Origin of the sequence: Limosilactobacillus reuteri, from assembly GCF_013694365.1 — a bacterium.
Classification (GTDB): Bacteria; Bacillota; Bacilli; order Lactobacillales; family Lactobacillaceae; genus Limosilactobacillus; species Limosilactobacillus reuteri_E.
Window position 1 is genome coordinate 844755 of the sequence record NZ_CP059275.1, and the last position, 24263, is coordinate 869017.

Below are 24263 nucleotides of genomic sequence, written 5' to 3' on the forward strand. Positions count from 1 at the left end.
TAAGGCTGCTAGACAAGTTGAAGTCCAATACTACTCATCGTTAGTTCGTCTATGGTAAGATGATGGTAGGTCATTTGTGGTGTCCTTTCTTTTGATGTATGGGTATTCAAAAGTCTACCACAAATGGCTTTTTATTTTTCTAACTTAATTTTACAAACCGCGATATGAACAATAAAAAATTTAAATTTGATGTGGTAATTGGGAACCCGCCTTATCAGGATGAAACTAAGGGAGATAATAAAAGATACGCTCCTCCAATTTACGATAAGTTTATTGTTGAAGCATATAAAATAGGTAAAATTGTAGAATTAATTCATCCAGGTAGATTTTTATTTAATCGCGGTTTGTAAATGAAGATTAATAAAGAAGAAATTAGCCTCTTTGACGAACAGCAGTTTGAGACACATGACAAAAAATTTGAGCTTAAAAACGTTATAGAAGATGACAATCTAATAAAATCAAAAGATCGTGTCCAACACCACGGGGAGGTTTTTACTCCTAAGTGGATGGTCAAGAAAATGCTAGCTGAGCCATCAATTCAGGAAAAACTTCATAATTTACATGCCACTTTTTTTGAGCCCAGTGCTGGAGAGGGAGCTTTTTTAAAAGAAATTTTACACCAGAAACTAAATCATGTAGACCAAATATCTAACAAAACTACGTGGAAAAATAACGCTTTGTGGGCTTTGATGAGTATTTACGCAATTGAATTGCTAGAGGATAACTTGATAAAAGCAAAGCAGGCAATGATGGATATATTCATAAATCATTATCAAGCATTTATACAAAAAGAGTTAAGTAGTAATACTGATCTATATAAGTCGGCAAAATATGTCATCAATGCTAATATTGTGCAGGGGAACACACTAACTTTTAAGAACTCAGAGGAGAAATTAATAGAGTTTAGGGAATGGATTCCTTATGAGAATAAAGTAAAACAAGAAATATTTACATATAAATCCTTATTTAACAATGATGATATAAATGATGTGAATGCTAATGAAGGGCAGCTAAGTCTTTTCGGTGATATAGAAAATGATGATTCTAAAGCAAGTAAGCCAGTATTAATTACGAAAGTATATGAGAAATAATTGCTTTTTAAGAAAAGAAGAGCTTATTTTTTATACAACTTTGATGAATTTAGCAAGACCTTTAAAAATAATATTGATCTGTTGAGAAAGCTTATTTATAACGATAAACCTCTTAATTTAGATGATTCCGTTATAACCGTACAAATAATTAATATTTGCTCGATAATTAGTAATTACCATGATGAAAACTATGTTGATTTATCTAATAGAGTAATAAAAGATATATATCAAAAGTATCAAATATTAGTTGAAGATAATCCGAATGGAAATAGACCTTTTGAATTAAGTGACATAGGTAAGGCCTTATTGAGCTTTTTTAAGAGTAAAAGAGATAGTCGAGCAAATAAAATTAGAGATATAAATAGAAAGTTAGATAAGGACATTTCAAATTATGTTTTGAAACACGGTGTAGAAATTAAGCAAATGATTCCCGTTGAAAAAATATTAACTAATTGGATATCGCAAACTAATCCAGCTATACGCATGTTAAGTTTGACACATCAAAAAACTGAAAAGAAAATTATAGAAAGTAATCTATCAATTAAAAATATTCCTAATAGTATAATGGATATCTTTACATCAAATATCCCTACTGACGATTACTATACTTTGATAAGGCAGCAAACTATAGAATCTATTGCAGGTATTGGCAATGCTTTATTCATTGGAATCCTGCAAAAGGAAAAATATTATACAACGTATTTTAATGACTTCCTTAGTCTACTCTCTTTAGTAACGAAAAGACTTAACTTTGATAGTGATATTTTAGAAGAGGGAAGAATGTTGGTACTAGATGTTAGTATGCTAATACAAAATGTAATTAAGACAGAAAATTCTCAAGTGACATTACGAAAAGCTCTAGATTATAATATTGAAATTTTATGCAGTGCTTTAATTGAGAGCTTATTAAGAGAACAATATAGAATAAAGAATGAACAAGTTATGTATATAAATTATAGCAATGTAACTCTAGGATCATTATTAAATCCTGACATGAATGCTAATGGACCATTTAGTAAAGATCATCTATTAACGTTAGCTTATTTTTTAATCAATTCTGGAGAAAATAACGATATAGGACATAATTATCAAAATAAGCTAGCACATCTATTTAACGTTTATAAAAATTCACTTTCTTTAAGTGCAGTATGTCTATTAATGTATCTTTTAACCGATGTCTTAAATACTATTTATGCTGGATTGTTGGATTACGAATAGTTGGATACACCGTATACAATTAAAACGCTTATTGACAATTACACTTATTTTATGGATTTAGTAAGTAGACATCTTGAAAGCATAAATAGCATGGATGACTATGTTCGTTGGCTTATTAATAATAAAATTTTGAATTTAAAAGAGTGTATACCACTCATTATTGACGATAATAACCAAAAGTTGATTAGAAATCTGATAACAAGGATCGAAAAAAATCAAAGTAAACTTATTGGAGATATTGTTAAATTTATTAATCATAATATTTTAGATATCTTTGAATATGATAGTTTTGATTTACATGTTTTGATTTACATGAAGCAACTCTTAACTTTATTAAAAATTATCAGAATGGCATAAATGGGCACCACTATCTTATCATTTTCAGACCGCGTTGTCATTGAAACTTTACTTCATGAACACCGTTCGCTTCGCTATATTGCTGACTATCTAGGCTTCAGTAAAACAACGATTTTCAATGAATTACATCGTCTCCCTTTACCTTATAATGCTAAGCGATCTCAACAGGATCATGAGACAAAGCTTAAGTTACGTGGACGTAAATATGTGCTGACTGCTAATCTAAAACGCTTGGTTGAAGACAAAGTCAAGATTCAGAAGTGGTCGCCTGAACAGGTTGCTCATATGGTTGGGATTGCTTATAAGACCATTTACAACTGGATTGACCAAGGTATACTTGACATCCAACCATCGGACTTACCTGACCGAGGCATTCGTCGTCATCGGGCGAAAGAAACTCGGGGAACATTTAGTCATGGCCGTTCAATTGAAGAACGTCCACAGGAAGTTAAGACTCGTAAAACGTTTGGTCACTTTGAAGCTGACACTGTTCTATCTGGTAAACGAAGAGGACAAGCGGTGGCCACTTTTGTCGAACGGCAAAGTAGATTAACCGTGGTTAAACGCCTTGAAAGTCGTAGTAGTCAGGCAATGACAATGGCCATGCTAGAATTAGCGAAACAATTAGGACCCAAACTTAAGACCATCACCGTCGATCATGGTAAAGAGTTCGCTAACTATCGTGAGATTGAAGAACAGACGGGCATTAATCTTTACTTTGCCCATGCTTATTCGCCGCATGAACGAGGTAGTAATGAGAATCGTAATCGGGTCTTGCGTCGTTTTATCCCTAAAGGCAAGCCAATTGAAGAGATCAGTGATCAAGAACTAATTCAGATTAACTGGTACTTAAACTCTCGGCCACTTAAATGTCTCAACTGGCGATCACCCATTGAAGTCTTTATGCGAAAAATGCTTCGATGATTGAAATTAAACATTCCAGTACATAAAAATGAAGAATATCCAGCGAAGGTAGTGGATTTATCTTACGAGGGCAATGGGGTCGTTAAGATTGATGATTTTCCCGTCTTTGTTCCTAATGCCCTTCCCGGTGAAGAGATTACGGTAAAGATCACCAAGGTAACCAGCCACTTTGCTTGGGGACGGGTAATGGACTGGCAGACGAAGAGTCCAGACCGCGTTGATGTTAAGGATAAAAAATACATTCAAACGGGAATTGCGCCGCTTGGTCATTTGAAATATGATGCTCAGTTGAAATTCAAGCAACACCAAATTCAAGAATTATTGGCCAAAGCACACTTAGATGAGATTGAAGTTTTGCCAACGATGGGGATGGAAAAGCCTTATCATTACCGCAATAAGGCCCAAGTACCAGTAAAAATGGTCCGCGGTCAATTAGAAACCGGTTTTTACAAGCGGGGGAGCCACAGTTTAGTACCGATTGAAGATTTCTATATTCAGGATCCAGAAATTGATAAGGCCATTGTGGTTGTTCGTGACTTATTACGGCAATACCACATTACGCCATATGATGAACAAACTGGTAAAGGTGTGATTCGCACAGTAATGGTTCGGCGGGGATACTACAGCCATGAAATGATGGTGGCCTTAGTCACGAATACGAAGCGGTTGCCAATGGAAAAACAAATCGTGGATGGTATCGTTGCCGGAGTTCCAGAAGTAAAAAGTATTGTGCAAAACATCAATGATAAGCGAACGAACCGCTTGCTCGGCGATAAGAATAAAACATTATGGGGTGCTGATGAAATTCATGATCAGCTCCTCGGGATTGATTTTGCAATTTCACCATTATCCTTCTACCAGATTAATCCGCGACAGACTGAACGCCTTTACCAGACAGCCATCGACAATGCTGGCTTGGACGGCAATCAAACCGTTATCGATGCCTATTGTGGAATTGGCACGATCTCCCTTGCAGTAGCTAAACACGCTAAGCAAGTTTACGGGGTCGAAATTGTTCCCGCCGCGATTGAAGACGCCAAACATAATGCTAAACGGAATGGTATTAAGAACGCCAAATTTGTTGTTGGTAAGGCGGAAGATCAATTTGCTAAGTGGCAAGCAGAAGGACTCAAACCAGATGTTGTCATCGTTGATCCACCACGGAAAGGTCTTGCTGAAAGTCTGATCGAAGCCACCGGTAAAATGGGACCAAAGAAAGTGATTTATGTTTCTTGCAACCCTGCTACTTTAGTTCGGGATATCAAGCGGTTCGCTGACCAAGGCTACTATGTAACAAAGCCAATTCAGCCGGTGGACCAATTTCCACAGACGACGCATGTGGAGAGCGTTACTTTGCTTCAACGTGACGAATAGGTGCGAAAACGTGCTCGGATAATTTATAATCCTACCTCAGGCCGTGAAACATTGCGAAGTGATTTAGTTGATATTCTCGCAATTTATGAGAAAGCTGGATATGAAACTAGTGCTTTTGCGACTACTCCTGCGCCTAACTCGGCTAAGAACGAAGCCACCCGTGCTGCTGAAGACGGTTTTGATTTGATTGTAGCTGCTGGTGGAGATGGTACTCTGAATGAAGTGGTTAATGGAATTGCTGGGTTAGAACATCGGCCAACATTAGCGATTATTCCAGCAGGGACGACTAATGACTATGCACGGGCATTACGGATTCCTCGTGATGATCCGATCGCTGCGGCTAAGTTAATCTTAAAGAAGAATAAGAAATTTAAGATTGATATTGGTCGGGCTGGTGAAAATTACTTCATGAACATTGCTGCTGGTGGAACGATGACTGAATTAACCTATGAGGTCCCTTCGCAAATGAAGTCCCTCTTTGGTTACGCAGCATACTTCGCCAAGGGAGCAGAGTTAATGCCGCGGATTAAGCCAGTCGACATGCTAATCAAGTATGATAATCGGGAATACCGGGGCAGTGCTTCCATGTTTATGATTGCCTTGACTAATTCGGTCGGCGGTTTTGAACAGATTGTGCCGGATGCTTCACTTGATGATGGAAAATTTACGATGATTATTGTTAAGAAGAGCAGCGTGATCGATATGCTCAGCTTAATGGCAAAGGCACTTCAAGGAAAGCACCTTGATGATCCGCGCATTATTTATGCTAAGGCAACCGATATTGAAGTTATTCCGCTAAACAAGGATGACCGCTTGATGGTTAACCTGGACGGAGAATACGGTGGCGACGCGCCAATGAAATTCCATAACCTTAAACAGCACCTAGAAGTAATTGCTAACTTGGATGAGATTCCAGAAGATGCGATTACAACTTCAGCTGATTTTAAGCGGGTCGAAGAGGACTTTATGAATGGCATTGACGATTATAAAGATCGCGAAAAGAAATAGATGAACTTTCAAACAACAATCGGTCTAGAAGTCCACGTTGAATTAAAGACTAATTCAAAGATTTACAGTCCATCCCCCGTTGAATACGGTGACCAGCCTAACGCAAACACCAATGTCATTGACTGGGGTTACCCTGGTGTATTGCCAAGTTTAAATAAGGGCGTCGTTCGTGACGGAATCATGGCTGGACTTGCTCTTCATGCTCAAATTGCCCACCACATGCACTTTGATCGGAAGAACTACTTCTATCCTGATAACCCGAAAGCCTACCAGATTACTCAATCAGATACACCAATCGCTCATGACGGTTGGATTGAAATTGAAGTAAACGGTAAGAAGAAAAAGATCGGTATCAAAGAAATGCATATTGAAGAAGATGCTGGTAAGAACACTCACACCAGTAAGTATTCATATGTTGACTTGAACCGGCAAGGAACACCGCTGATCGAAATTGTTTCTAAGCCAGATATTGCCTCGCCTGAAGAAGCGGTGGCTTACTTGGAAGCATTGCGTCAACGGATCCAATTTACAGGGATCTCTGACGTGAAGATGGAAGAAGGATCCATGCGGGTTGATACCAACATCTCAATTCGGCCAATCGGTTCTGACAAGTTTGGGACCAAGACAGAAATGAAGAACATCAACTCCTTTAATTATGTTCGGAAGGCCCTCGCATTTGAAGAAAAACGGCATCAAAAAGTATTGATGGCTGGTGGACACATTGGTCAGGAAACACGTCGTTATGATGAAGCGACTGGTGAGACTATTCTGATGCGGACAAAGGAAGGTTCGGATGATTACCGTTACTTCCCAGAACCAGACTTGCCACCAGTAAACGTTAGCGATGAATGGATTAGTGAAATTGAAAGCGAAATGCCAGAAATGCCTGGTGAGCGTCGTGAGCACTATGTTAAGGATCTTGGCTTAACTGATTACGATGCGATGGTTCTTACCCAGACTAAGGAAATGTCTGATTTCTTTGAAGAAGCTGTTAAGGACGGTGGCGATCCTAAGCGGGTAGCCAACTACTTAATGAACGATGTAAACTCATACTTGAACGATAAGCAAGTTGACTTACAAGATACTAAGCTTACTCCAGCTAACCTTGCCGGCATGGTGAAGTTGATTGAAGACGGAACAATTTCTTCTAAGATGGCTAAGAAGGTCTTCAAGGGAATCTTAGATGGTGAAGAACCAAATGCTTACGCAAAGGAACACGGTCTTGTTCAATTATCTGATCCTGCGCAACTACAGCCAATTGTTGATGAAGTTCTTGATAACAACGAACAATCAATTGAAGACTTTAAGAATGGTAAAGACCGGGCTGTCGGCTACTTAATGGGTCAAATCATGAAGCAAACGCGTGGTAAGGCTAACCCACAAGTTGTTACTCAATTATTGATGAAGTCTTTGAAGGCTAAATAGATGGATTTTTACCAAACAAGCTTGAGTCAATTGCACGATGACTTGGTAAATAAGAAAATCAGTGCAACTGAATTAACAAAGGAAACTTTTGCCCACATTAAGGGTAACGAAGATCAAGTTAAAGCCTTCATCAGCTTAAATGAAGACCAAGCACTGAAGCGGGCAGCTGAGATTGATGCAAAGGGCATTAGTGCTGATCAATTAACTGCAGGGGTTCCGCTTGCAGTTAAGGATAATATTTTAACTAAGGGCCTTACAACGACGGCTGCTTCTAAGATGCTTGAAAACTTTAACCCCGTATATGACGCGACAGTTGTTGAAAAGTTAAATGCCGCTGATTACATCAACGTTGGTAAGACTAACCTTGATGAATTTGCCATGGGGTCATCTACTGAAAATTCAGCATTCTTTACGACTCATAATCCATGGGATCTTACACGGGTTCCTGGTGGTTCTTCCGGTGGTTCTGCTGCTGCTGTTGCGGCCGGAGATGTTTTAGGTGCGCTTGGTACTGATACTGGTGGTTCTATTCGGATGCCTGCTTCCTTTAACGGTGTCGTTGGGATGAAGCCTACATACGGTCGTGTATCACGCTGGGGAATCATTGCCTTTGGTTCAAGTTTTGACCAAGTCGGCTGGTTGACCCAAAATGTTAAGGATAATGCCTTGTTGACCGCCCTCATCAGTGGAAATGATGAACGGGATATGACATCCTCACTTAAAGAAGTTCCAGACTGGGCAGCCCAATTAAACGAAAATACGAATGTTAAAGGCTTACGGATTGCTGTGCCAAAGGAATACTTTGATGGCTTAGACGAAGATGTTCAAGAAGTAATCAAGGCTGCTTTGGACCACTTAGAATCCCTCGGCGCAATTGTTGATGAAGTAAGTTTGCCACACACCAAGTATGGGGTTCCTGCTTACTACATTTTAGCCTCATCTGAAGCATCTTCTAACCTCCAACGTTACGATGGTATCCGTTATGGCTTCCGAGCTGCTGATGTTAAGAACTTGGAAGACGTTTATGTTCGTTCTCGTTCGGAAGGTTTCGGTGAAGAAGTTAAGCGGCGGATTATGTTAGGGACCTTCTCTCTCTCTGCTGGTTTCTATGATGCTTACTTTAATAAGGCCGCTAAAGTTCGCCGTCTTATTGCCCAAGATTTTGAAGACGTATTTAAGGATCATGATGTAATCGTTGGTGCTACTGGTGCTTCAACAGCATTTAAGATTGGTGCGGAGATTGATGATCCACAAACTATGTACATGAACGACGTATTGACTGTTCCCGTTAATATGGCCGGTCTTCCTGCAATGTCCATTCCTGCTGGTTTCTCTGCTAAAAATGGCATGCCAGTTGGTCTGCAAATCATCGGAAAAGCATTTGACGAACAAACAGTTTATAACACTGGATATGTCTTTGAACAGACAACTGATTTCCATAAGAAGACACCACAGTTAGGAGGTCAAAACTAAATGGCCAGTAAAATCACTGAGCAACAAGTAGAACACGTTGCTGAACTTGCTAAGCTTGAGTTCCCTAAGGATGAACTTGGTAAGTTTACCACTCAACTAGGAAACATTATTGATATGTTTGAAGACCTCGAAGCGGTTGATACCGATGGCGTTGAACCAATGACATCAGCAACCGATCGGGTAAATGTAATGCGTGAAGATAAGGCAGTTAAGAGTTCTAAAGACGAACAAGAAGCCTTGCTTAACAATGCTCCTGAAACTGATGGTGGCTACATCAAGGTTCCAGCAATTCTTGACGAAAGTGAGGACGGCGAATAAGTGAAGCGAAAGGCAAAAAAAATAGCCGTTAGTGCTGCCGTTTTGATGTGTACTGTCTTGCTTGCATCATGTGGTTTTGGAGGAAAGTCGTCATCGAAAAACTATTCAACGACTGGTTCAAGTAATGGTACTTATCAAGGTGTGATTAAAAATGGTCGTTACCGAACAAGTAAAGCTCGAGGTATAAATGTCTCACAAAATGATAATCAATATAACCTTAAAAGCTTTGAAAGTGGTTTGACTCAGGTTTCAAAACGGGTCTTTTCAACAAAAAGCTATATTTTCCAAGAAGGTCAATACCTTAGTAGTGGGACGATTGAAAACTGGCTTGGCCGAAAAACAAAGAGTAATCCTGAAGGGCTAAACCCTGCTCAAGGAAAGAAGAGTAACCCTAACCCAGTCTATATTCAACAAATTGAAGAACAAGATTATATGCAAGAAAGTGGTAATTCCATGAAATTGCGGGGGATTACGATTGGGATTGGAATAAATTCCGAATACAACTACCAAACTAAGACAGGAGGACCAACTTTAACTAAGAAGATTAGTGATAGTGAGGTTCGTCGTCAAGGTGAAATCGCGGCACAAAAGGTTCTTCAACGAGTGCGGAAAAAGTCAGGCGTTGGAAATGTTCCAATCGTGATTGCACTATACAAACAAGCACCAGATGATAGTTTAGTTGGTGGTACATTCTTTGCTTATAGCAAGAATAGTGGTAATACGATTAGTAGCTGGCGGAAGTTAAATTATAAGAATGTAGTCCTTCCAAAGGCTAGTGCAGCAACAACTAATAGTTCTGATCAAACTGATGACGATAGTTTCTCAAACTTTAAGAGTCAGATTCAAAGTTTCTTCCCTAACTTGAGCGGAGTTACAGCGCAAGCACAATATGAAAATGGAACTTTGTCGGGGATGCACATTACCGTTACTACTCAGTTCTATAGTCAAAGTGAAATTACTAGTTTTACCCAATATATTACCCGGGCAGCAAAGAAGTACCTGCCTAATGGGATTCCGATTGATATTAAGATTCAATCTGATTCAGAAATTCAAGCGGTTGTTTATCGGAATGCTGGTTCTGATAACTTCCAGTCGCATATTTTTGATTCTTATTAAATGAGTGAAAAACAGACGCCAGTAAAAGAATTAACCCTTCAAGAAGCTCAAGATGAGATTAAGCCATTACGAGCAAAATTGACTAAATGGGGAAAAGAATATTATGAACAAGATAATCCAACCGTAGAGGATCATGTATATGACCGTGCGTATCAGCGATTAGTACAGCTGGAAGAACAATTTCCACAATTAGTCTCTGCTGATTCGCCAACTCAACGAGTAGGAGGAGCAACAGAAAGCCAATTAACAAAAGTTCGGCACGAAATTCCGATGTTATCGATGGGGGATGTCTTTTCGATTGAAGAATTGATGGACTTTAACCAACGACAACAGGAAAATCGGGATGTCGAAGTTGAGCCCGAATATAATCTCGAACTAAAAATCGATGGTCTTTCTCTTTCACTTGTTTACGAGAATGGAAAGTTAGTTCAAGGTTCTACGCGTGGCAATGGAACGATTGGTGAAGATGTTACTGCTAATGTCCGAACTATCAAGTCAGTTCCCGCAGAATTACCAGAACCATTATCGATCGAGGTTCGGGGCGAATGTTATATGCCAAAAGCGGCTTTTGCAAAGTTAAATGCTAAACGCGAAGCAGAAGGATTGCCGGTTTTTGCTAATCCTCGGAATGCAGCAGCCGGAAGTTTGCGGCAATTAGATCCGAAAGTAACGGCGCAACGTGAACTAGATACATTTATATATTATGTTCCTGAATATCAAAAGTTGGGGGTGAAGACCCAAGCGGAAGCACTTGATCGTATGCGAGAATTAGGGTTTAATGTTAATCCTAATAATCGAGTTGTTCATAACCGTGAAGAGATTGAGAAGTATATTGAAGAATATACAGCTCAACGAGACAAGCTCACTTACGGGATCGATGGAATTGTTGAAAAAGTAAACAACCTTGATACGGAAGTTGCCCTTGGGAATACAGTTAAGGTGCCACGCTGGGAAATTGCTTATAAATTCCCTCCCGAAGAGCAAGCAACGATTGTCCGTGATATTGTCTGGACTGTCGGTCGGACCGGCAATGTAACGCCAACAGCAGTTATGGACCCAGTTCAATTAGCGGGTACAACAGTTAGTCGAGCTTCTTTGCATAATCCTGATTACTTGCGTGAAAAAGATATTCGGATTGGTGATACTGTTTACCTGCATAAAGCGGGTGACATTATTCCTGAAATTTCAAAAGTAGATCTAACTAAACGTCCTGCAGATTCAGTTGAATATGAGATTCCAACGAAGTGTCCGGTCTGTAGCTCAGAATTAGTTCATCTTGATGGTGAAGTTGCGTTACGCTGTATTAATCCAATGTGTCCAGCGCAAATTAAAGAAGGCTTAGCACATTTCGCTTCCCGGAATGCCATGAATATTGATGGACTTGGTCCTAGAATCATTGAACAGCTATGGGATAAAGAATTGATTCATGATGTTGCCGGTTTATATCGACTTAATCATGACCAATTATTAACTTTAGATAAATTTGGCGAGAAATCGACCTCTAACCTATTGACATCGATCGATAATAGTCGTAATAATTCTGTCGAGCGCTTATTATTTGGTCTTGGAATTCGGCATGTTGGTGCGAAAGCTGCTCGAATTATCATGGAACATTTCGGTGACCTTGATAGCTTAATGAAGGCTAATGATGATGAGATTTCTGCGATTAGTGGAATTGGTCCAACAATTGGCGAAAGTATCGTAACTTATTTTGCTAATCAACAAGTTGTTAAATTAATTGACGAATTACGAGAAGTTGGGGTAAACTTTGCTTATCTTGGCTCACGGTCAAATGCTAATCCTGATAGTGAATGGAATGGTCGGCGAGTAGTACTGACTGGTAAGCTAACTGAAATGACTCGTGGGGAAGCAAAATCATGGCTTGAAAACCACGGGGCTAAGGTAACCGGAAGCGTCTCAAAGAAAACAGATATTGTCATTGCGGGTGCTGATGCTGGTAGTAAGCTAACAAAAGCTCAAGACTTGGGTATTGACGTATGGAATGAACAGCAATTCAGCCAAGCAATGAAGGAGGAACAGTAAGTGAATAACGGGCAAGCATTATTAGAAGGAATGAATGATAAGCAATCCGAAGCAGTATTAACTACAGAGGGACCATTATTAGTAATGGCCGGTGCTGGATCAGGAAAGACACGGGTTCTTACACACCGGGTTGCTTACTTAATTGAAGAAAATGGTGTATTACCATGGAATATTTTAGCGATTACTTTTACCAACAAGGCTGCGCGCGAAATGAAAGAGCGGGTCGGTAAATTACTTGGTGAAAGTGCTAATGAGATTTGGGTATCGACTTTTCACGCATTATGTGTTCGAATCCTCCGTCGTGATATTGAAAAAATTGGCTATAATCGCGCCTTTACGATTGCTGATACAAGTGAGCAACGGACGTTAATGAAGCGGATTTGTGCAGAATTAAATATTGATACTAAAAAATTTGATCCCCGCAGTATTTTAAGTGCGATTTCTAATGCTAAAAATGCTTTGTTGACGCCAGATGACTATAGCAAAGAAGCTAATAGTATGTTTGAAAACATGGTCGCGCGAGCATATAAGCTTTACCAACAAGAGCTAGAAACTAATCAAGCATTAGATTTTGATGATCTGATTATGAAGACCATTGAGTTATTGGAAAGTGATCAAGAGACGCTTGAATTTTATCAAGATAAGTTCCACTACATCCATGTTGACGAATACCAGGATACGAATGATGCCCAATACCGGTTAGTTAATCTATTAGCGCAAAAGTACCAAAATTTGTGTGTGGTAGGGGATGCAGATCAGAGTATTTATGGTTGGCGTGGAGCTAATATGAACAATATTTTGAATTTTGAACATGATTATCCCCAAGCTAAGACGGTAATGCTTGAGCAAAACTATCGATCAACGCAAACAATTTTAAATGCGGCAAATGAAGTTATTGCTAATAACCTTTATCGAAAAAAGAAGAATCTGTGGACAGAAAATGGTCAAGGGGACAAAATTTCGTATTACCGCGCGCAAAATGAACATGATGAAGCGCAGTTTATTGTTTCGAAGATTAAAGAAGAACAAGAAAAGCATGGCTATCACTTTAATGACTTTGCAATTCTTTATCGGACTAATGCACAATCACGGATGGTTGAAGAAACTTTCTTGAAGAGTAGTATTCCCTATACGATGGTTGGTGGCCATAAATTCTATGACCGGCGTGAAATTCGTGATATTTTAGCATATTTGACCTTAATCGTTAATCCTGCCGATTCAATGAGCTTTGAACGAGTTGTTAATATGCCCAAACGAGGAATTGGTTTAACTAGTGTGGAACATCTTCGCAATTTCGCTAATGAAAATGGCTGGACATTATTAAAGGCAGCTCAAAATGTTGATACTGCTAGTGAAATTACTGCACGAACACGAAATAAAATTGATGAATTTGGTCAATTAATGGCTAACTTGACTAAACAAGCAGAATATCTCACATTAACTGATTTAACTGAACAGATTTTAGAGTTAAGTGGCTACAACAAAATGCTAAGTGATGATCGAAGCCTTGAAGCACAAGCTCGTCGTGAAAACCTTGATGAATTTAAGTCGGTTACACAAGAATATGATGAGCAGCATAAAGACGATGATGATCCTAACTTGCAAAAAATTATTAACTTTTTAGCTGATTTGGCCCTTGTCTCAGATCAAGATGATGTTGATGAACAAGCACCAGCTGTAACTTTAATGACATTACATGCAGCTAAGGGACTTGAATTTCCAGTTGTTTTCCTTGTGGGAATGGAAGAAGGTATTTTCCCATTATCGCGAGCTTTAATGGAAGATGATGAATTGGAAGAAGAACGTCGCTTAGCCTATGTTGGAATTACACGGGCAAAGAAAAAGCTTTATCTTACTAATGCCTTTTCACGTTTACTTTATGGTCGTATCCAGCGTAACCAACCATCACGATTTGTAGAAGAAATTGATTCTGAGTTGTTACAGTTTGAAAATAGCCCATCAGGTAATAGCATTAAAGATAGTAAACTGCCATTTGATCGTGCTGCCGCAACCGCTACTACCTACCGTGATCAGCAAAAGCGAACATATCGCAGTGCTGGCAAGCGGGTTAAACCAATTACTAACACCGGAACTGGGGCCGATAAGGTTGGCTGGAAAACTGGCGATAAGGTTGAACACAAAAAGTGGGGCCAAGGAACAGTGGTCAAAGTTAACGGTAGTGGTAATGATATGGAATTAGATATTGCCTTTCCAAGTCAGGGTGTAAAGCGCTTATTGGCAAGTTTTGCCCCAATTACGAAAGTACAAAAATAAATGGGCAGAGATGCTATTTACCCAGGTAGTACTTTAGGAATTATTGGAATTAATCGCAATGGGGCAGCACTTATTGCAACAGCGAAGAAGGCAGGCTTTAACGTTGGTGTGTATGTGAATCGTTCTCAGCCATTAGTAACTAAAATGGCTGATTTTACCATTGTAGGGGCAATGAACGATCGGACAAAACTAACTCAGTTTGGTGAAGCATGTGATGCAATTATTTATCAAACCCCTAATGTCGATTCTCGCGTCATGCACTTTTTGAGTCAATATGCAGTGATTCCTCAGGGGATTAATGCTCTTGAGATTGTTCAAGACCGATTAATGGAACGTGCTTTCTTAGATCAGGTAAATATTAATATTGCTCCATATATGACGGTGGTTAGTTTAGATGATGTTTACCAATCAATCGATTCCATTGGCTATCCTGCGTTGTTAAAACCCATTCAACGAGGAATTGGGGAAAATTCAATGCTGATTGAGCGTCAATCTGATATTACTCGCGCCGCTGATTTTATTGATACGGGTACATATTTACTAGAATCGTGGATTGAACATACAAATGAATATACTATGACAGCGGCAACTGATGGAAAAGATACAGAGATTTTCCCACTTGCTCAGCTTCATTACAATGACAAGCGCCAATTGATTTCTGTTGCGACACCAGCAAATATTCACGATGATATGTTAAAAGAGATGCAACGGATTGTAAAAAGTGTTGCGGCATCTCTTGAATATCGGGGGGTATTTTCGGTTAACTTTTATGTTACTTCTACTGGTACTCTTTATGTAAAGAATATTGAACCAGGGTTAACGTCGATTGCTAATATTTATGATGTCACAGCAAATGTTGACCAGTATGAAGAACAATTAAGAAGCACTGTTGGAATGCCCCTACATGTTATTACACCATTACAAATTGGCTTATTGATGGTCGTTCGTAATTATCAATCACGAGCAATTCAACGGCAATGGTTGCTAAAGAATAACTGGCAATTTAGGTTCTTTAATGATGTTGGGGATGACGATCAGGCAATTCTAGGCTTTGTCTGGGTAACTGGCGGCGATAACTTGGCAGCCTTAAAGAATCAGGTTGACGATACTGAAGTTTGGAACGAATAAATGAAAGAGTTAGAAGAAAAGATTAAGGAATACGGGACTGTTTTACCGGGTAATGTTTTAAAAGTAGATGCTTTTTTAAACCATCAAGTTGATCCTCAATTAATGTTACATATCGGTCAAGAATTTGCCAAGCTTTTCGCTAATGAAGGCATTACTAAGATTTGGACAGTCGAATCATCCGGAATTGCTCCAGCTGTAATGACTGGGTTGGAAATGAATCTCCCAGTTATTTTCGCTCGTAAGCATAAGAGTCTTACTCTTAACCAAAATATGTATACTGCTGATGTATATTCGTATACTAAGAAAACAACCAATCGGATTTCAATTTCTAAAAAGTATGTAGATGCTAATGATAAGATTTTAATGATTGATGATTTCTTGGCTAATGGTCAAGCAGTAGAGGGATTATTAGAAATTGCCGATCAAGCAGGGGTTCAAGTAGCGGGTGCAGGAATAGTTATTGAAAAGAGTTTTCAACCTGGAGCTGGTGAACTAAAAGAACGTGGAATTCGTGTCGAATCATTGGCACGAATTCAATCATTGAGTGATAATAAAGTTGAATTCGTAAAAGACTAAGTGGCAAAACGGAAGCGGAGAAACAAAAACCGCCATATGGGTAGAAATTGGATTATTAGCATTCTTGCTGTTATTGTTATCTTTTTGGGTGTTTACGTTGGGCACCATTTTTACCGAATCTGGAATCAGCAACGAATTGAACAAGAGGCACGTGAAAAGGATCGCCGAGCGAAGCAATTATTTATTCAGCAAGTTGCTCCTGAAGCCCAGGCAATGCAAAATACCTATCATGTCTATGCATCAATTACGATTGCCCAAGCGATTCTTGAATCTCAATGGGGAACAAGTCAGTTAGCGTCACAATACCATAATTTATTTGGAATTAAGGGAACGGGAGCAAATTCACGAGTAATGACAACTAAAGAATATATTAATGGTAAGTGGATCGTTACTAAGGGACGATTCCGCGTTTATGATAGTTGGAGTGATTCTATTAAAGACCATACGCGCTTGATGTTAAATGGAACAGACACCAATCAGCAAAATTATGATCGAGTTGTCCATGCGACTAATTATCAAGAAGCAGCTCGGGGATTGCAAGAAGCAGGGTATGCGACTGATCCTGATTATGCACAAAAATTAATTTCGGTGATTAAGGCGTATAAATTATATAATTATGATAAGTAAATGACTAAAAAGGTAGCGTTAGTAACTGGAGCAAGCCAAGGAATTGGTAAAGCAATTGTAGAAAGATTGGTTAAGGATGGTTTTGCGGTTGCTCTCGTAGCATTAAACGAGGCAAAGCTCCAACAAGTTGTTGATGAACTGACTAATAATGGTGGGGAAGCATTACCACTTGTAGCCGATGTAGCAAATAGAGAAGAAGTGTTTGCAGCTGTTGAGAAGACAGTCGAACATTTTGGAGATCTTAATGTAATCGTTAATAATGCTGGATTAGGTCCTACTACCCCAATTGATTCAATTACACCTGAACAATTTGAAAAAGTATATGGCGTAAATGTTGCTGGGGTTTTATGGGGAATTCAAGCTGCCCACAAGGCATTTAAGGAGCTCGGTCATGGTGGTAAGATTATCAATGCTACATCTCAAGCTGGTGTTGTTGGTAATCCTAATCTTGCACTTTATTCCGGAACAAAATTTGCTATTCGAGGAATTACGCAGGTAGTAGCTCAAGATTTGGCAACTGAAGATATTACGGTAAATGCTTTTGCACCAGGAATTGTTAAGACTCCGATGATGTATGATATTGCGCATCAAGTTGGTCAAAATGCTGGTAAGAGTGATGAATGGGGAATGGAAACCTTTGCCAAGAACATTGCAATGAAGCGTCTTTCTGAACCAGAGGATGTTGCTAATGTGGTAAGTTTCTTAGCTGGTCCTGATTCAAATTACGTTACTGGACAAACAATTATTGTTGATGGTGGAATGCAATTCCATTAATTGGCTCAACAAGTACAATACAGTGGTACTGGTCGGCGTAAGGATGCAACCGCACGTGTTCGCTTAGTACCAGGTTCAGGTAAGATTACGATGAACGGCAAGGCAATTGAAGACTACATTCCATTTGCCAACTTACGTGCTATCGTTAACCAACCATTTGCTGTTACTAAAACAGAAGGTCAATACGACGTTTTAGCTAACGTTAATGGTGGTGGATTCTCTGGTCAAGCAGGTGCAGTACGTCACGGTATCGCCCGTGCACTTCTCGCTGTTGATCCAGACTTCCGTGACGCTTTAAAGAAGGCTGGTCTCTTAACTCGTGACCCTCGTATGAAGGAACGTCGTAAGCCAGGTCTTAAGAAAGCTCGTAAGGCTGCTCAATTCAGTAAGCGTTAAGTGAGAACGACATACATCGCAAAACCTGGTGAAGTTGAACGCAAATGGTACGTTGTCGATGCTAAGAATGTCCCAATGGGTCGTTTAGCATCTGCAGTAGCATCAATTTTGCGCGGTAAGAACAAACCAACATTTACTCCACACGTTGATACTGGTGATTACGTTATCGTTATCAACGCTGCGCAAGTTAAGTTAACTGGTAAGAAAGCATCTCAAAAGATGTACTACCGTCACTCAAACTACCCTGGTGGTTTGAAGCAACGGACTGCTGGTGACTTCCTTGCAAAGGAACCAGAGAAGTTATTGGAAACTGCTATCAAGGGTATGCTTCCACACAACTCTCTTGGTCACAAGCAAGGTTTGAAGTTACATGTTTATGCTGGTGAAGACCACAAACATGCTGCACAAAACCCAGAAGTTTTAGACATTACTAACTTAATCTAAATGTATCGTTATAAAATAACCTTTGCTTATGATGGAACCAATTTTTCCGGTTTTCAAATTCAACCAAATAAGCGGACAGTAGAACAAACATTAAAGAATGCAGTAAATAAAATTGCTAAGCACCCAAAGCCTGCTATTCCTGTTATCGGCTCAGGAAGAACAGACGCAGGGGTGCATGCTCTTAATCAGGTTGCGCACTTTGATATTCCCTATCATTTAAGTAATGAATCTATGAGAAAAGCCCTCAATAGTATTTTGCCACTGGATATTTTAATTAAGAAGGCCGAATTAGTGGATAATGATTTCCATGCGCGATACAGTGCTCATCGTAAGACTTATCGTTACCGGGTTGATCAGGGGGAATTTGTGAACCCATTTAAACGCAACTATACTTCTCATTTTAAATATCCTCTTAACTTAGAAAAGATGAGAAAAGCAGCTAATGATTTAGTTGGAACTCATGACTTTACAAGTTTTGTTGCGTCGGGGAGTCAAGCAAAAAGCAATGTTCGGACGATTGAGAGTATCACGATTAAACGAGATGAATTAAGAAATGAAGTCGTCTTTGATTTTACTGGTAATGGTTTTCTCTATAACCAAGTCCGAATAATGGTGGCTTTTCTTTTAGAAATCGGGAGCAATCAGCGGCCAGTAGATGACGTGTCTCGAGTCCTTGAGGCAAAGGATCGGACATTGGCACGGATGACGGCTCCAGCAAGTGGTTTATATTTAGTTAATGTAGATTATGGAACAAATGATGAAAAGGATTGAATGAATAGTAAAATCGTATTTGGTAGTTATGTACCAGTAAAATCGATCCTCCATCGTCTTGATCCACGAATAAAACTAATCATGTGTATTATTTACGTTATTTTAATTTTCTTCGTGAATAATTTTTTAGCTGCTATATGGCTTTTATTAGCGCTCCTTGCGGCAATTAAGTTAAGTAATGTTGGTTTAAGACAATATTGGCAAGGGATTAAGCCGTTATTTTTAATTATTTTGATAACAGTAGCGTTTCAAATTTTATTTAGTAGTGGCGGAAAGGCGTATTGGCATTGGGGAATTATGGCAATAACCCGTGACGGCCTTATTAATTCATTAATTATTTTTTATCGGTTTATTGTGATTATTACTGCCTCAACTGTCTTAACTGCCACTACGCAAACTTTTCAAATTGCAGATGCCTTGGCATGGTTAATGAAACCATTACAAGTGATTAAAGTTCCTGTCAACCAGATTACGTTAATGCTTTCCATTGCATTACGCTTTGTTCCAACTATTATGGATGAAACTAATAAAATTATGAAAGCTCAGCGGGCCCGCGGGATTAATTTTAACGCTGGAAATCTTTTGACACGGATTAAACATTTAGTTCCGATTCTTATCCCATTGTTTGTCAACTCGTTTAAGCGTGCTGAAGAATTAGCAACGGCAATGGAAGCACGAGGGTATGATCCTAATGCACCACGGACTCATTATCGTCAATTAGTTTGGCATAAAAATGATGCTTGGGCTGGCTTGGCGCTATTGATTGTGACAGTTGGTCTAGTTTGTATTCGAATATTTTTCTAATTGGCTAAAGCAGCAATTACAGTAAAAAAACTCCACTATACATATCCTAATTCTACTAATGAAGCCTTACATAATGTCTCATTAACAATTAAAGAGCAAGAATTTGTTGCTATTATTGGACAAACCGGAAGTGGAAAGTCGACATTGGTTTCATTAATTGATGGATTAATAAAGCCCAGTAGTGGGGAACTTAATGTAGCAGGTTTAGAAATTAATGCAACGACAAAAACTGAATATTTAAGTAAAATCCACCATCAAGTCGGTTTTGTATTCCAATTTCCTGAACAGCAACTATTTGCAGAAACAGTTGCGGAGGATATTGCTTTTGGGCCTCATAATTTAGGGTGGCCTGCAAAAAAAATTGAAAAAGCAGTTGATGAAGCATTAAAAATGGTGGATTTGCCCTTAGAATTAAAGTCACACTCCCCTTTCGCACTTTCTGGAGGACAAATGAGGCGAGTAGCGATTGCTGGCGTTTTAGCAATGGATCCCCAAATTTTAATTCTTGATGAACCAACAGCAGGACTGGATACTCAAGCAACTAATGATTTACTTAAACTTATTAAAGATCTTAACGAGAAGGGAACAACGATTATAATGGTTACTCACCATATGGAGCAGGTGGCCTATTATGCTAACCACGTAATTGCAATGAGCAATGGGCAGGTTGTTGCGGATACTACTCCTCAGCAATTATTTAGGGATGCTCAACGATTAAAAAAACTATCATTGACTTTGCCTGTTTCTGTCGAGGTTGCGCAATTCCTTAGTAAAGATGGGATAACCTTAAAAAATACAGAACCGCTTACGCTTGATGTGTTAGCAGATGAAATAGCAGAAGCGATGAGGAGAAAAAGAAAATGAGTGACTGGAATAAAGATTCGAAAACTTGTATTTACATATCCAGACAGTAAATACCCCGTTTTAAAAAATATCAATCTGGATTTTGAACCAGTTTCTTGGACAGCGATTATTGGTCATAATGGTAGTGGAAAGAGTACATTAGCCCGATTAATTGATGGATTGCTTAGTCCTACTGCAGGATCGATTGAAGTTGACGAAATACAAGTTAACGAAAGTTCTTTAGGCAAGATTCACCAGCATATTGGATTCGTTTTTCAAAACCCTGAAAATCAGTTTGTAGGAGCAACCGTTGCTGACGATGTTGCATTCGGACTTGAAAACCGACAAGTAGATCGAAATAAAATGGAGGAAAAGATTGATAAAGCCTTAAAGATGGTAGGAATGAGTGATTATAAAAACACAGCTCCTATTAATCTCTCAGGAGGACAAAAGCAACGGGTAGCACTTGCAGGAATCCTTGCATTAATGCCTAAGATAATAATCCTTGATGAGGCCACTAGTATGCTTGATCCTTTAGCACGACAAGAAATTTTAGCTTTATTACAAAAATTAAAAAAAGAATATAATCTTTCAATTATTTCAATTACACATGATCTTAAAGAAATTGAATTAGCAGACAAAATAGTTGTATTAAATGATTCGCAAGTTGTAAAACAAGGTGCTCCATCGGAAATCCTTAAAGATAAAGAATTATTACTTGAAATTGGAGTAGGAATTCCCGCAAGCCAGCAACTGCAGAAATTATTGGTTGAACGAGGAATTAATGTTCCAAATAGATATTTAAATTTAGAGGAGCTAAAAAATTGGCTAAAGCAGCAATTACAGTAAATGAGTTACCGTAAATTAGGACGTACAAGTTCACAACGTAAGGCTTTATTACGTGATTTAACCACAGATTTAATCGTTAATGGTCGTATTACCACTACTGAAGCACGTGCTAAGGAAGTTCGTAAGACCGCTGATAAGATGATTACACTTGCTAAGCATGGTGATTTAGCTTCTCGTCGTAAGGCTGCCGCTTTTGTACGTAATGTTGTTGCTGATGTTAAGGAAGATGGCGATGATATTCGTGTACAATCTGCTCTTCAAAACCTTTTTGAAGAACTTGCTCCAAAGTATGCAGATCGTAACGGTGGTTACACACGCATCTTGAAGACTATGCCTCGTCGTGGTGACGGTGCACCAATGGTTATTCTTGAATTAGTGGACTAAATGATCGAATTTGAAAAGCCAAATATTCACAAAGTTGAAGAAACAGATAACTACGGTAAGTTTGTCGTAGAACCACTTGAGCGCGGTTATGGAACCACTCTCGGTAACTCGTTAAGGCGTGTATTAATTGCATCTTTGCCAGGTGCAGCGATTACGAGTATGCAAATTGATGGTGTTTTACATGAATTTAGCACTGTTGAAGGTGTAACTGAGGATGTTACGCAGATTATCCTAAATCTTAAGAAAGTTTCTTTGAAGCTTGATTCTGAGGATCAAAAGAATCTTGAATTAGATGTTAAAGGACCTGCTGAAGTAACTGCAAGTGATATCCAGGGTGATAATGAAGTTACAATCTTAAATCCTGATCTGCATATTGCAACTGTTGCTGATGGCGCAGAATTACACATCAAGTTAACTGCTGATAAGGGTCGCGGTTACCTTTCTGCTAACGATAATAAGGCCCGGATGGATGATTTAGCAATTGGTGTTTTACCGATTGATTCCATCTATACCCCAATTGAACGTGTAAATTACACTGTTGAAAATGCACGGGTTGGTCAACGTAACGATTATGATAAGTTGACGCTGGATGTTTGGACTGATGGTTCATTAACACCAACTGAAGCAGTTAGTCTAGGTGCGAAGATTTTGACTGAACACTTAGCTATGTTTGTTGATTTAACAGAAACGGCTCAAAATGCTCAAGTGATGGTTGAAAAAGAAGAAACACACAAAGAGAAGATGCTTGAAATGACTATTGAAGAGCTTGATCTCTCTGTACGTTCTTACAATTGTTTGAAGCGAGCTGGTATCAATACTGTTAAGGAATTAACTGATAGAACAGTGTCTGATATGATGAAGGTTCGGAACTTAGGACAAAAGTCGTTAGAAGAAATTAAACTTAAATTAAATGATCTTGGTGTTTCATTTCGCCAAGACGACTAAATGGCAACCAAAAAAGGTACGCGTAAGCGTCGTGCAAAAAAGAATGTTGAAACTGGTGTTGCGCACATTCACTCAACATTTAACAACACTTTGATCATGATTACTGACGTTCAAGGTAACGCTGTAGCATGGTCTTCAGCTGGTGTTTTAGGCTTTAAGGGAAGTCGGAAGTCCACTCCATTTGCTGCTCAAATGGCATCAGAAGCTGCTGCTAAGCAAGCTATGGAACATGGTATGAAGACTGTTGAAGTTGAAGTTAAGGGTCCAGGTTCAGGTCGTGAAGCTGCTATCCGTGCACTTCAAGCAACTGGATTGGAAGTTACTGCTATTCGTGATGTAACACCTGTTCCTCACAATGGTTCTCGTCCTCCAAAGCGTCGTCGTGTTTAAATGGCTCGTATTGCAGGTGTCGATTTACCTCGTGACAAGCGAATCGTAGTCGGCTTAACATATATTTTTGGTATTGGTGATTCTACTGCTAAGAAGATTCTTGAAAATGCTGGTGTATCAGAAGACATCCGTGTTCGTGATTTAACTCCAGATCAAGAAGAAAAGATTCGTGCACAAGTAGATCAAATTCAAGTTGAAGGTGATTTACGGCGTGAAGTTTCAATGAATATCAAGCGTCTTCAAGAAATTGGATCATACCGTGGTATGCGTCACCGTCGTGGCCTACCTGTTCGTGGTCAACACACTAAGAACAATGCTCGTACTCGTAAGGGTAAGGCTGTAGCTATCGCTAATAAGAAGAAGTAGATGAAAGTAAGACCATCTGTTAAAAAGATGTGTGAGCACTGCAAGATCGTTAAGCGTAACGGTCGTGTTATGGTTATTTGCTCTGCTAACCCAAAGCATAAGCAACGTCAAGGTAAGTAAGTGGCAAAAGCCGATGTAATTGAAGTAGAAGGTAAAGTAACTGAAACTTTGCCTAATGCAATGTTTAAAGTTGAATTGGAAAACGGAGCAGAAATTTTAGCACATGTTTCTGGTAAAATTCGGATGCACTACATTAAAATTTTACCAGGGGATCGTGTTAAAGTAGAAATGTCTCCATATGACCTTACAAAGGGTCGGATTACTTTCCGGTTCAAGTAGATGAGT

Annotated in this window: 29 protein-coding genes; all 29 read left to right on the plus strand. The window is 39.1% G+C overall.

All coding sequences use genetic code 11. From position 1 onward, the window contains the following. Window positions 1–164 precede the first annotated feature (164 nt). The 29 genes from HHK02_RS04945 to infA are packed head-to-tail and all read left to right on the plus strand — an operon-like array spanning window position 165 to window position 24257. Window positions 165–350: an Eco57I restriction-modification methylase domain-containing protein gene (locus HHK02_RS04945; protein ID WP_181462826.1), complete on the plus strand. Its 186-nt coding sequence runs from the start codon at window positions 165–167 to the stop codon at window positions 348–350. After that, window positions 351–1091, plus strand: a complete 741-nt coding sequence (locus tag HHK02_RS04950; RefSeq protein WP_231124906.1) for a methylase — start codon at window positions 351–353, stop codon at window positions 1089–1091. Further along, a complete protein-coding gene (locus tag HHK02_RS04955; RefSeq protein ID WP_181462827.1) occupies window positions 1092–2309 on the plus strand; it encodes a hypothetical protein in 1218 nt (405 codons plus the stop codon). It abuts the gene before it with no gap. Continuing rightward, entirely contained in the window at window positions 2310–2666 is a 357-nt protein-coding gene (locus HHK02_RS04960) for a hypothetical protein (RefSeq protein ID WP_181462828.1), read from the plus strand. Then, window positions 2667–3590: an IS30 family transposase gene (locus HHK02_RS04965; protein WP_181462829.1), complete on the plus strand. Its 924-nt coding sequence runs from the start codon at window positions 2667–2669 to the stop codon at window positions 3588–3590. Then, window positions 3591–4964: a 23S rRNA (uracil(1939)-C(5))-methyltransferase RlmD gene (gene rlmD / locus HHK02_RS04970; protein ID WP_181462830.1), complete on the plus strand. Its 1374-nt coding sequence runs from the start codon at window positions 3591–3593 to the stop codon at window positions 4962–4964. Continuing rightward, on the plus strand, window positions 4965–5972 hold the full coding sequence (locus tag HHK02_RS04975; RefSeq protein WP_181462831.1) for a diacylglycerol kinase: 1008 nt from the start codon (window positions 4965–4967) through the stop codon (window positions 5970–5972). After that, entirely contained in the window at window positions 5973–7397 is a 1425-nt protein-coding gene (gatB, locus tag HHK02_RS04980; RefSeq protein ID WP_003664499.1) for an Asp-tRNA(Asn)/Glu-tRNA(Gln) amidotransferase subunit GatB, read from the plus strand. Then, window positions 7398–8870, plus strand: coding sequence for an Asp-tRNA(Asn)/Glu-tRNA(Gln) amidotransferase subunit GatA (gene gatA / locus HHK02_RS04985; protein WP_099979545.1), 1473 nt, complete (start codon window positions 7398–7400; stop codon window positions 8868–8870). Next, window positions 8871–9188 carry an Asp-tRNA(Asn)/Glu-tRNA(Gln) amidotransferase subunit GatC gene (gene gatC, locus HHK02_RS04990; RefSeq protein WP_003668759.1) on the plus strand — a complete coding sequence of 106 codons (318 nt, stop codon included), beginning with the start codon at window positions 8871–8873 and terminating at the stop codon, window positions 9186–9188. It abuts the gene before it with no gap. Next, on the plus strand, window positions 9189–10304 hold the full coding sequence (locus tag HHK02_RS04995; protein ID WP_003664505.1) for a CamS family sex pheromone protein: 1116 nt from the start codon (window positions 9189–9191) through the stop codon (window positions 10302–10304). It begins immediately after the preceding gene. Then, window positions 10305–12347, plus strand: coding sequence for an NAD-dependent DNA ligase LigA (gene ligA / locus HHK02_RS05000; protein WP_181462832.1), 2043 nt, complete (start codon window positions 10305–10307; stop codon window positions 12345–12347). Further along, window positions 12348–14621 carry a DNA helicase PcrA gene (gene pcrA, locus HHK02_RS05005; protein WP_099979542.1) on the plus strand — a complete coding sequence of 758 codons (2274 nt, stop codon included), beginning with the start codon at window positions 12348–12350 and terminating at the stop codon, window positions 14619–14621. Next, window positions 14622–15749: an ATP-grasp domain-containing protein gene (locus HHK02_RS05010; RefSeq protein WP_003672668.1), complete on the plus strand. Its 1128-nt coding sequence runs from the start codon at window positions 14622–14624 to the stop codon at window positions 15747–15749. Further along, entirely contained in the window at window positions 15750–16325 is a 576-nt protein-coding gene (locus HHK02_RS05015) for a xanthine phosphoribosyltransferase (protein WP_003672669.1), read from the plus strand. It begins immediately after the preceding gene. Further along, window positions 16326–16952 (plus strand): glycoside hydrolase family 73 protein, encoded by a 627-nt coding sequence (locus HHK02_RS05020; protein ID WP_181462833.1) that lies wholly within the window; start codon window positions 16326–16328, stop codon window positions 16950–16952. Continuing rightward, window positions 16953–17726: a (S)-acetoin forming diacetyl reductase gene (locus HHK02_RS05025; RefSeq protein ID WP_035160390.1), complete on the plus strand. Its 774-nt coding sequence runs from the start codon at window positions 16953–16955 to the stop codon at window positions 17724–17726. It begins immediately after the preceding gene. Continuing rightward, window positions 17727–18122: a 30S ribosomal protein S9 gene (rpsI, locus tag HHK02_RS05030; protein ID WP_003664516.1), complete on the plus strand. Its 396-nt coding sequence runs from the start codon at window positions 17727–17729 to the stop codon at window positions 18120–18122. Next, window positions 18123–18566 carry a 50S ribosomal protein L13 gene (gene rplM, locus HHK02_RS05035; RefSeq protein ID WP_003672672.1) on the plus strand — a complete coding sequence of 148 codons (444 nt, stop codon included), beginning with the start codon at window positions 18123–18125 and terminating at the stop codon, window positions 18564–18566. Beyond that, entirely contained in the window at window positions 18567–19337 is a 771-nt protein-coding gene (gene truA, locus HHK02_RS05040) for a tRNA pseudouridine(38-40) synthase TruA (RefSeq protein ID WP_078009224.1), read from the plus strand. Next, complete coding sequence (locus tag HHK02_RS05045) at window positions 19338–20141, plus strand: energy-coupling factor transporter transmembrane component T family protein (RefSeq protein ID WP_085680800.1); 804 nt, start codon at window positions 19338–19340, stop codon at window positions 20139–20141. Then, window positions 20142–21005, plus strand: coding sequence for an energy-coupling factor transporter ATPase (locus HHK02_RS05050; RefSeq protein WP_181462834.1), 864 nt, complete (start codon window positions 20142–20144; stop codon window positions 21003–21005). Beyond that, window positions 21006–21833, plus strand: a complete 828-nt coding sequence (locus HHK02_RS05055; RefSeq protein WP_139561401.1) for an energy-coupling factor transporter ATPase — start codon at window positions 21006–21008, stop codon at window positions 21831–21833. It abuts the gene before it with no gap. Further along, a complete protein-coding gene (gene rplQ, locus HHK02_RS05060) occupies window positions 21834–22217 on the plus strand; it encodes a 50S ribosomal protein L17 (RefSeq protein ID WP_003664528.1) in 384 nt (127 codons plus the stop codon). Next, window positions 22218–23162 carry a DNA-directed RNA polymerase subunit alpha gene (locus HHK02_RS05065; protein WP_003664530.1) on the plus strand — a complete coding sequence of 315 codons (945 nt, stop codon included), beginning with the start codon at window positions 22218–22220 and terminating at the stop codon, window positions 23160–23162. Next, window positions 23163–23552, plus strand: coding sequence for a 30S ribosomal protein S11 (gene rpsK, locus HHK02_RS05070; RefSeq protein WP_003664532.1), 390 nt, complete (start codon window positions 23163–23165; stop codon window positions 23550–23552). Beyond that, window positions 23553–23918: a 30S ribosomal protein S13 gene (gene rpsM / locus HHK02_RS05075; RefSeq protein ID WP_003672679.1), complete on the plus strand. Its 366-nt coding sequence runs from the start codon at window positions 23553–23555 to the stop codon at window positions 23916–23918. Then, window positions 23919–24038, plus strand: a complete 120-nt coding sequence (gene rpmJ, locus HHK02_RS05080; RefSeq protein ID WP_003664535.1) for a 50S ribosomal protein L36 — start codon at window positions 23919–23921, stop codon at window positions 24036–24038. It begins immediately after the preceding gene. Beyond that, on the plus strand, window positions 24039–24257 hold the full coding sequence (gene infA, locus HHK02_RS05085) for a translation initiation factor IF-1 (RefSeq protein WP_003664537.1): 219 nt from the start codon (window positions 24039–24041) through the stop codon (window positions 24255–24257). The last annotated feature ends 6 nt before the right edge of the window (window positions 24258–24263 follow it).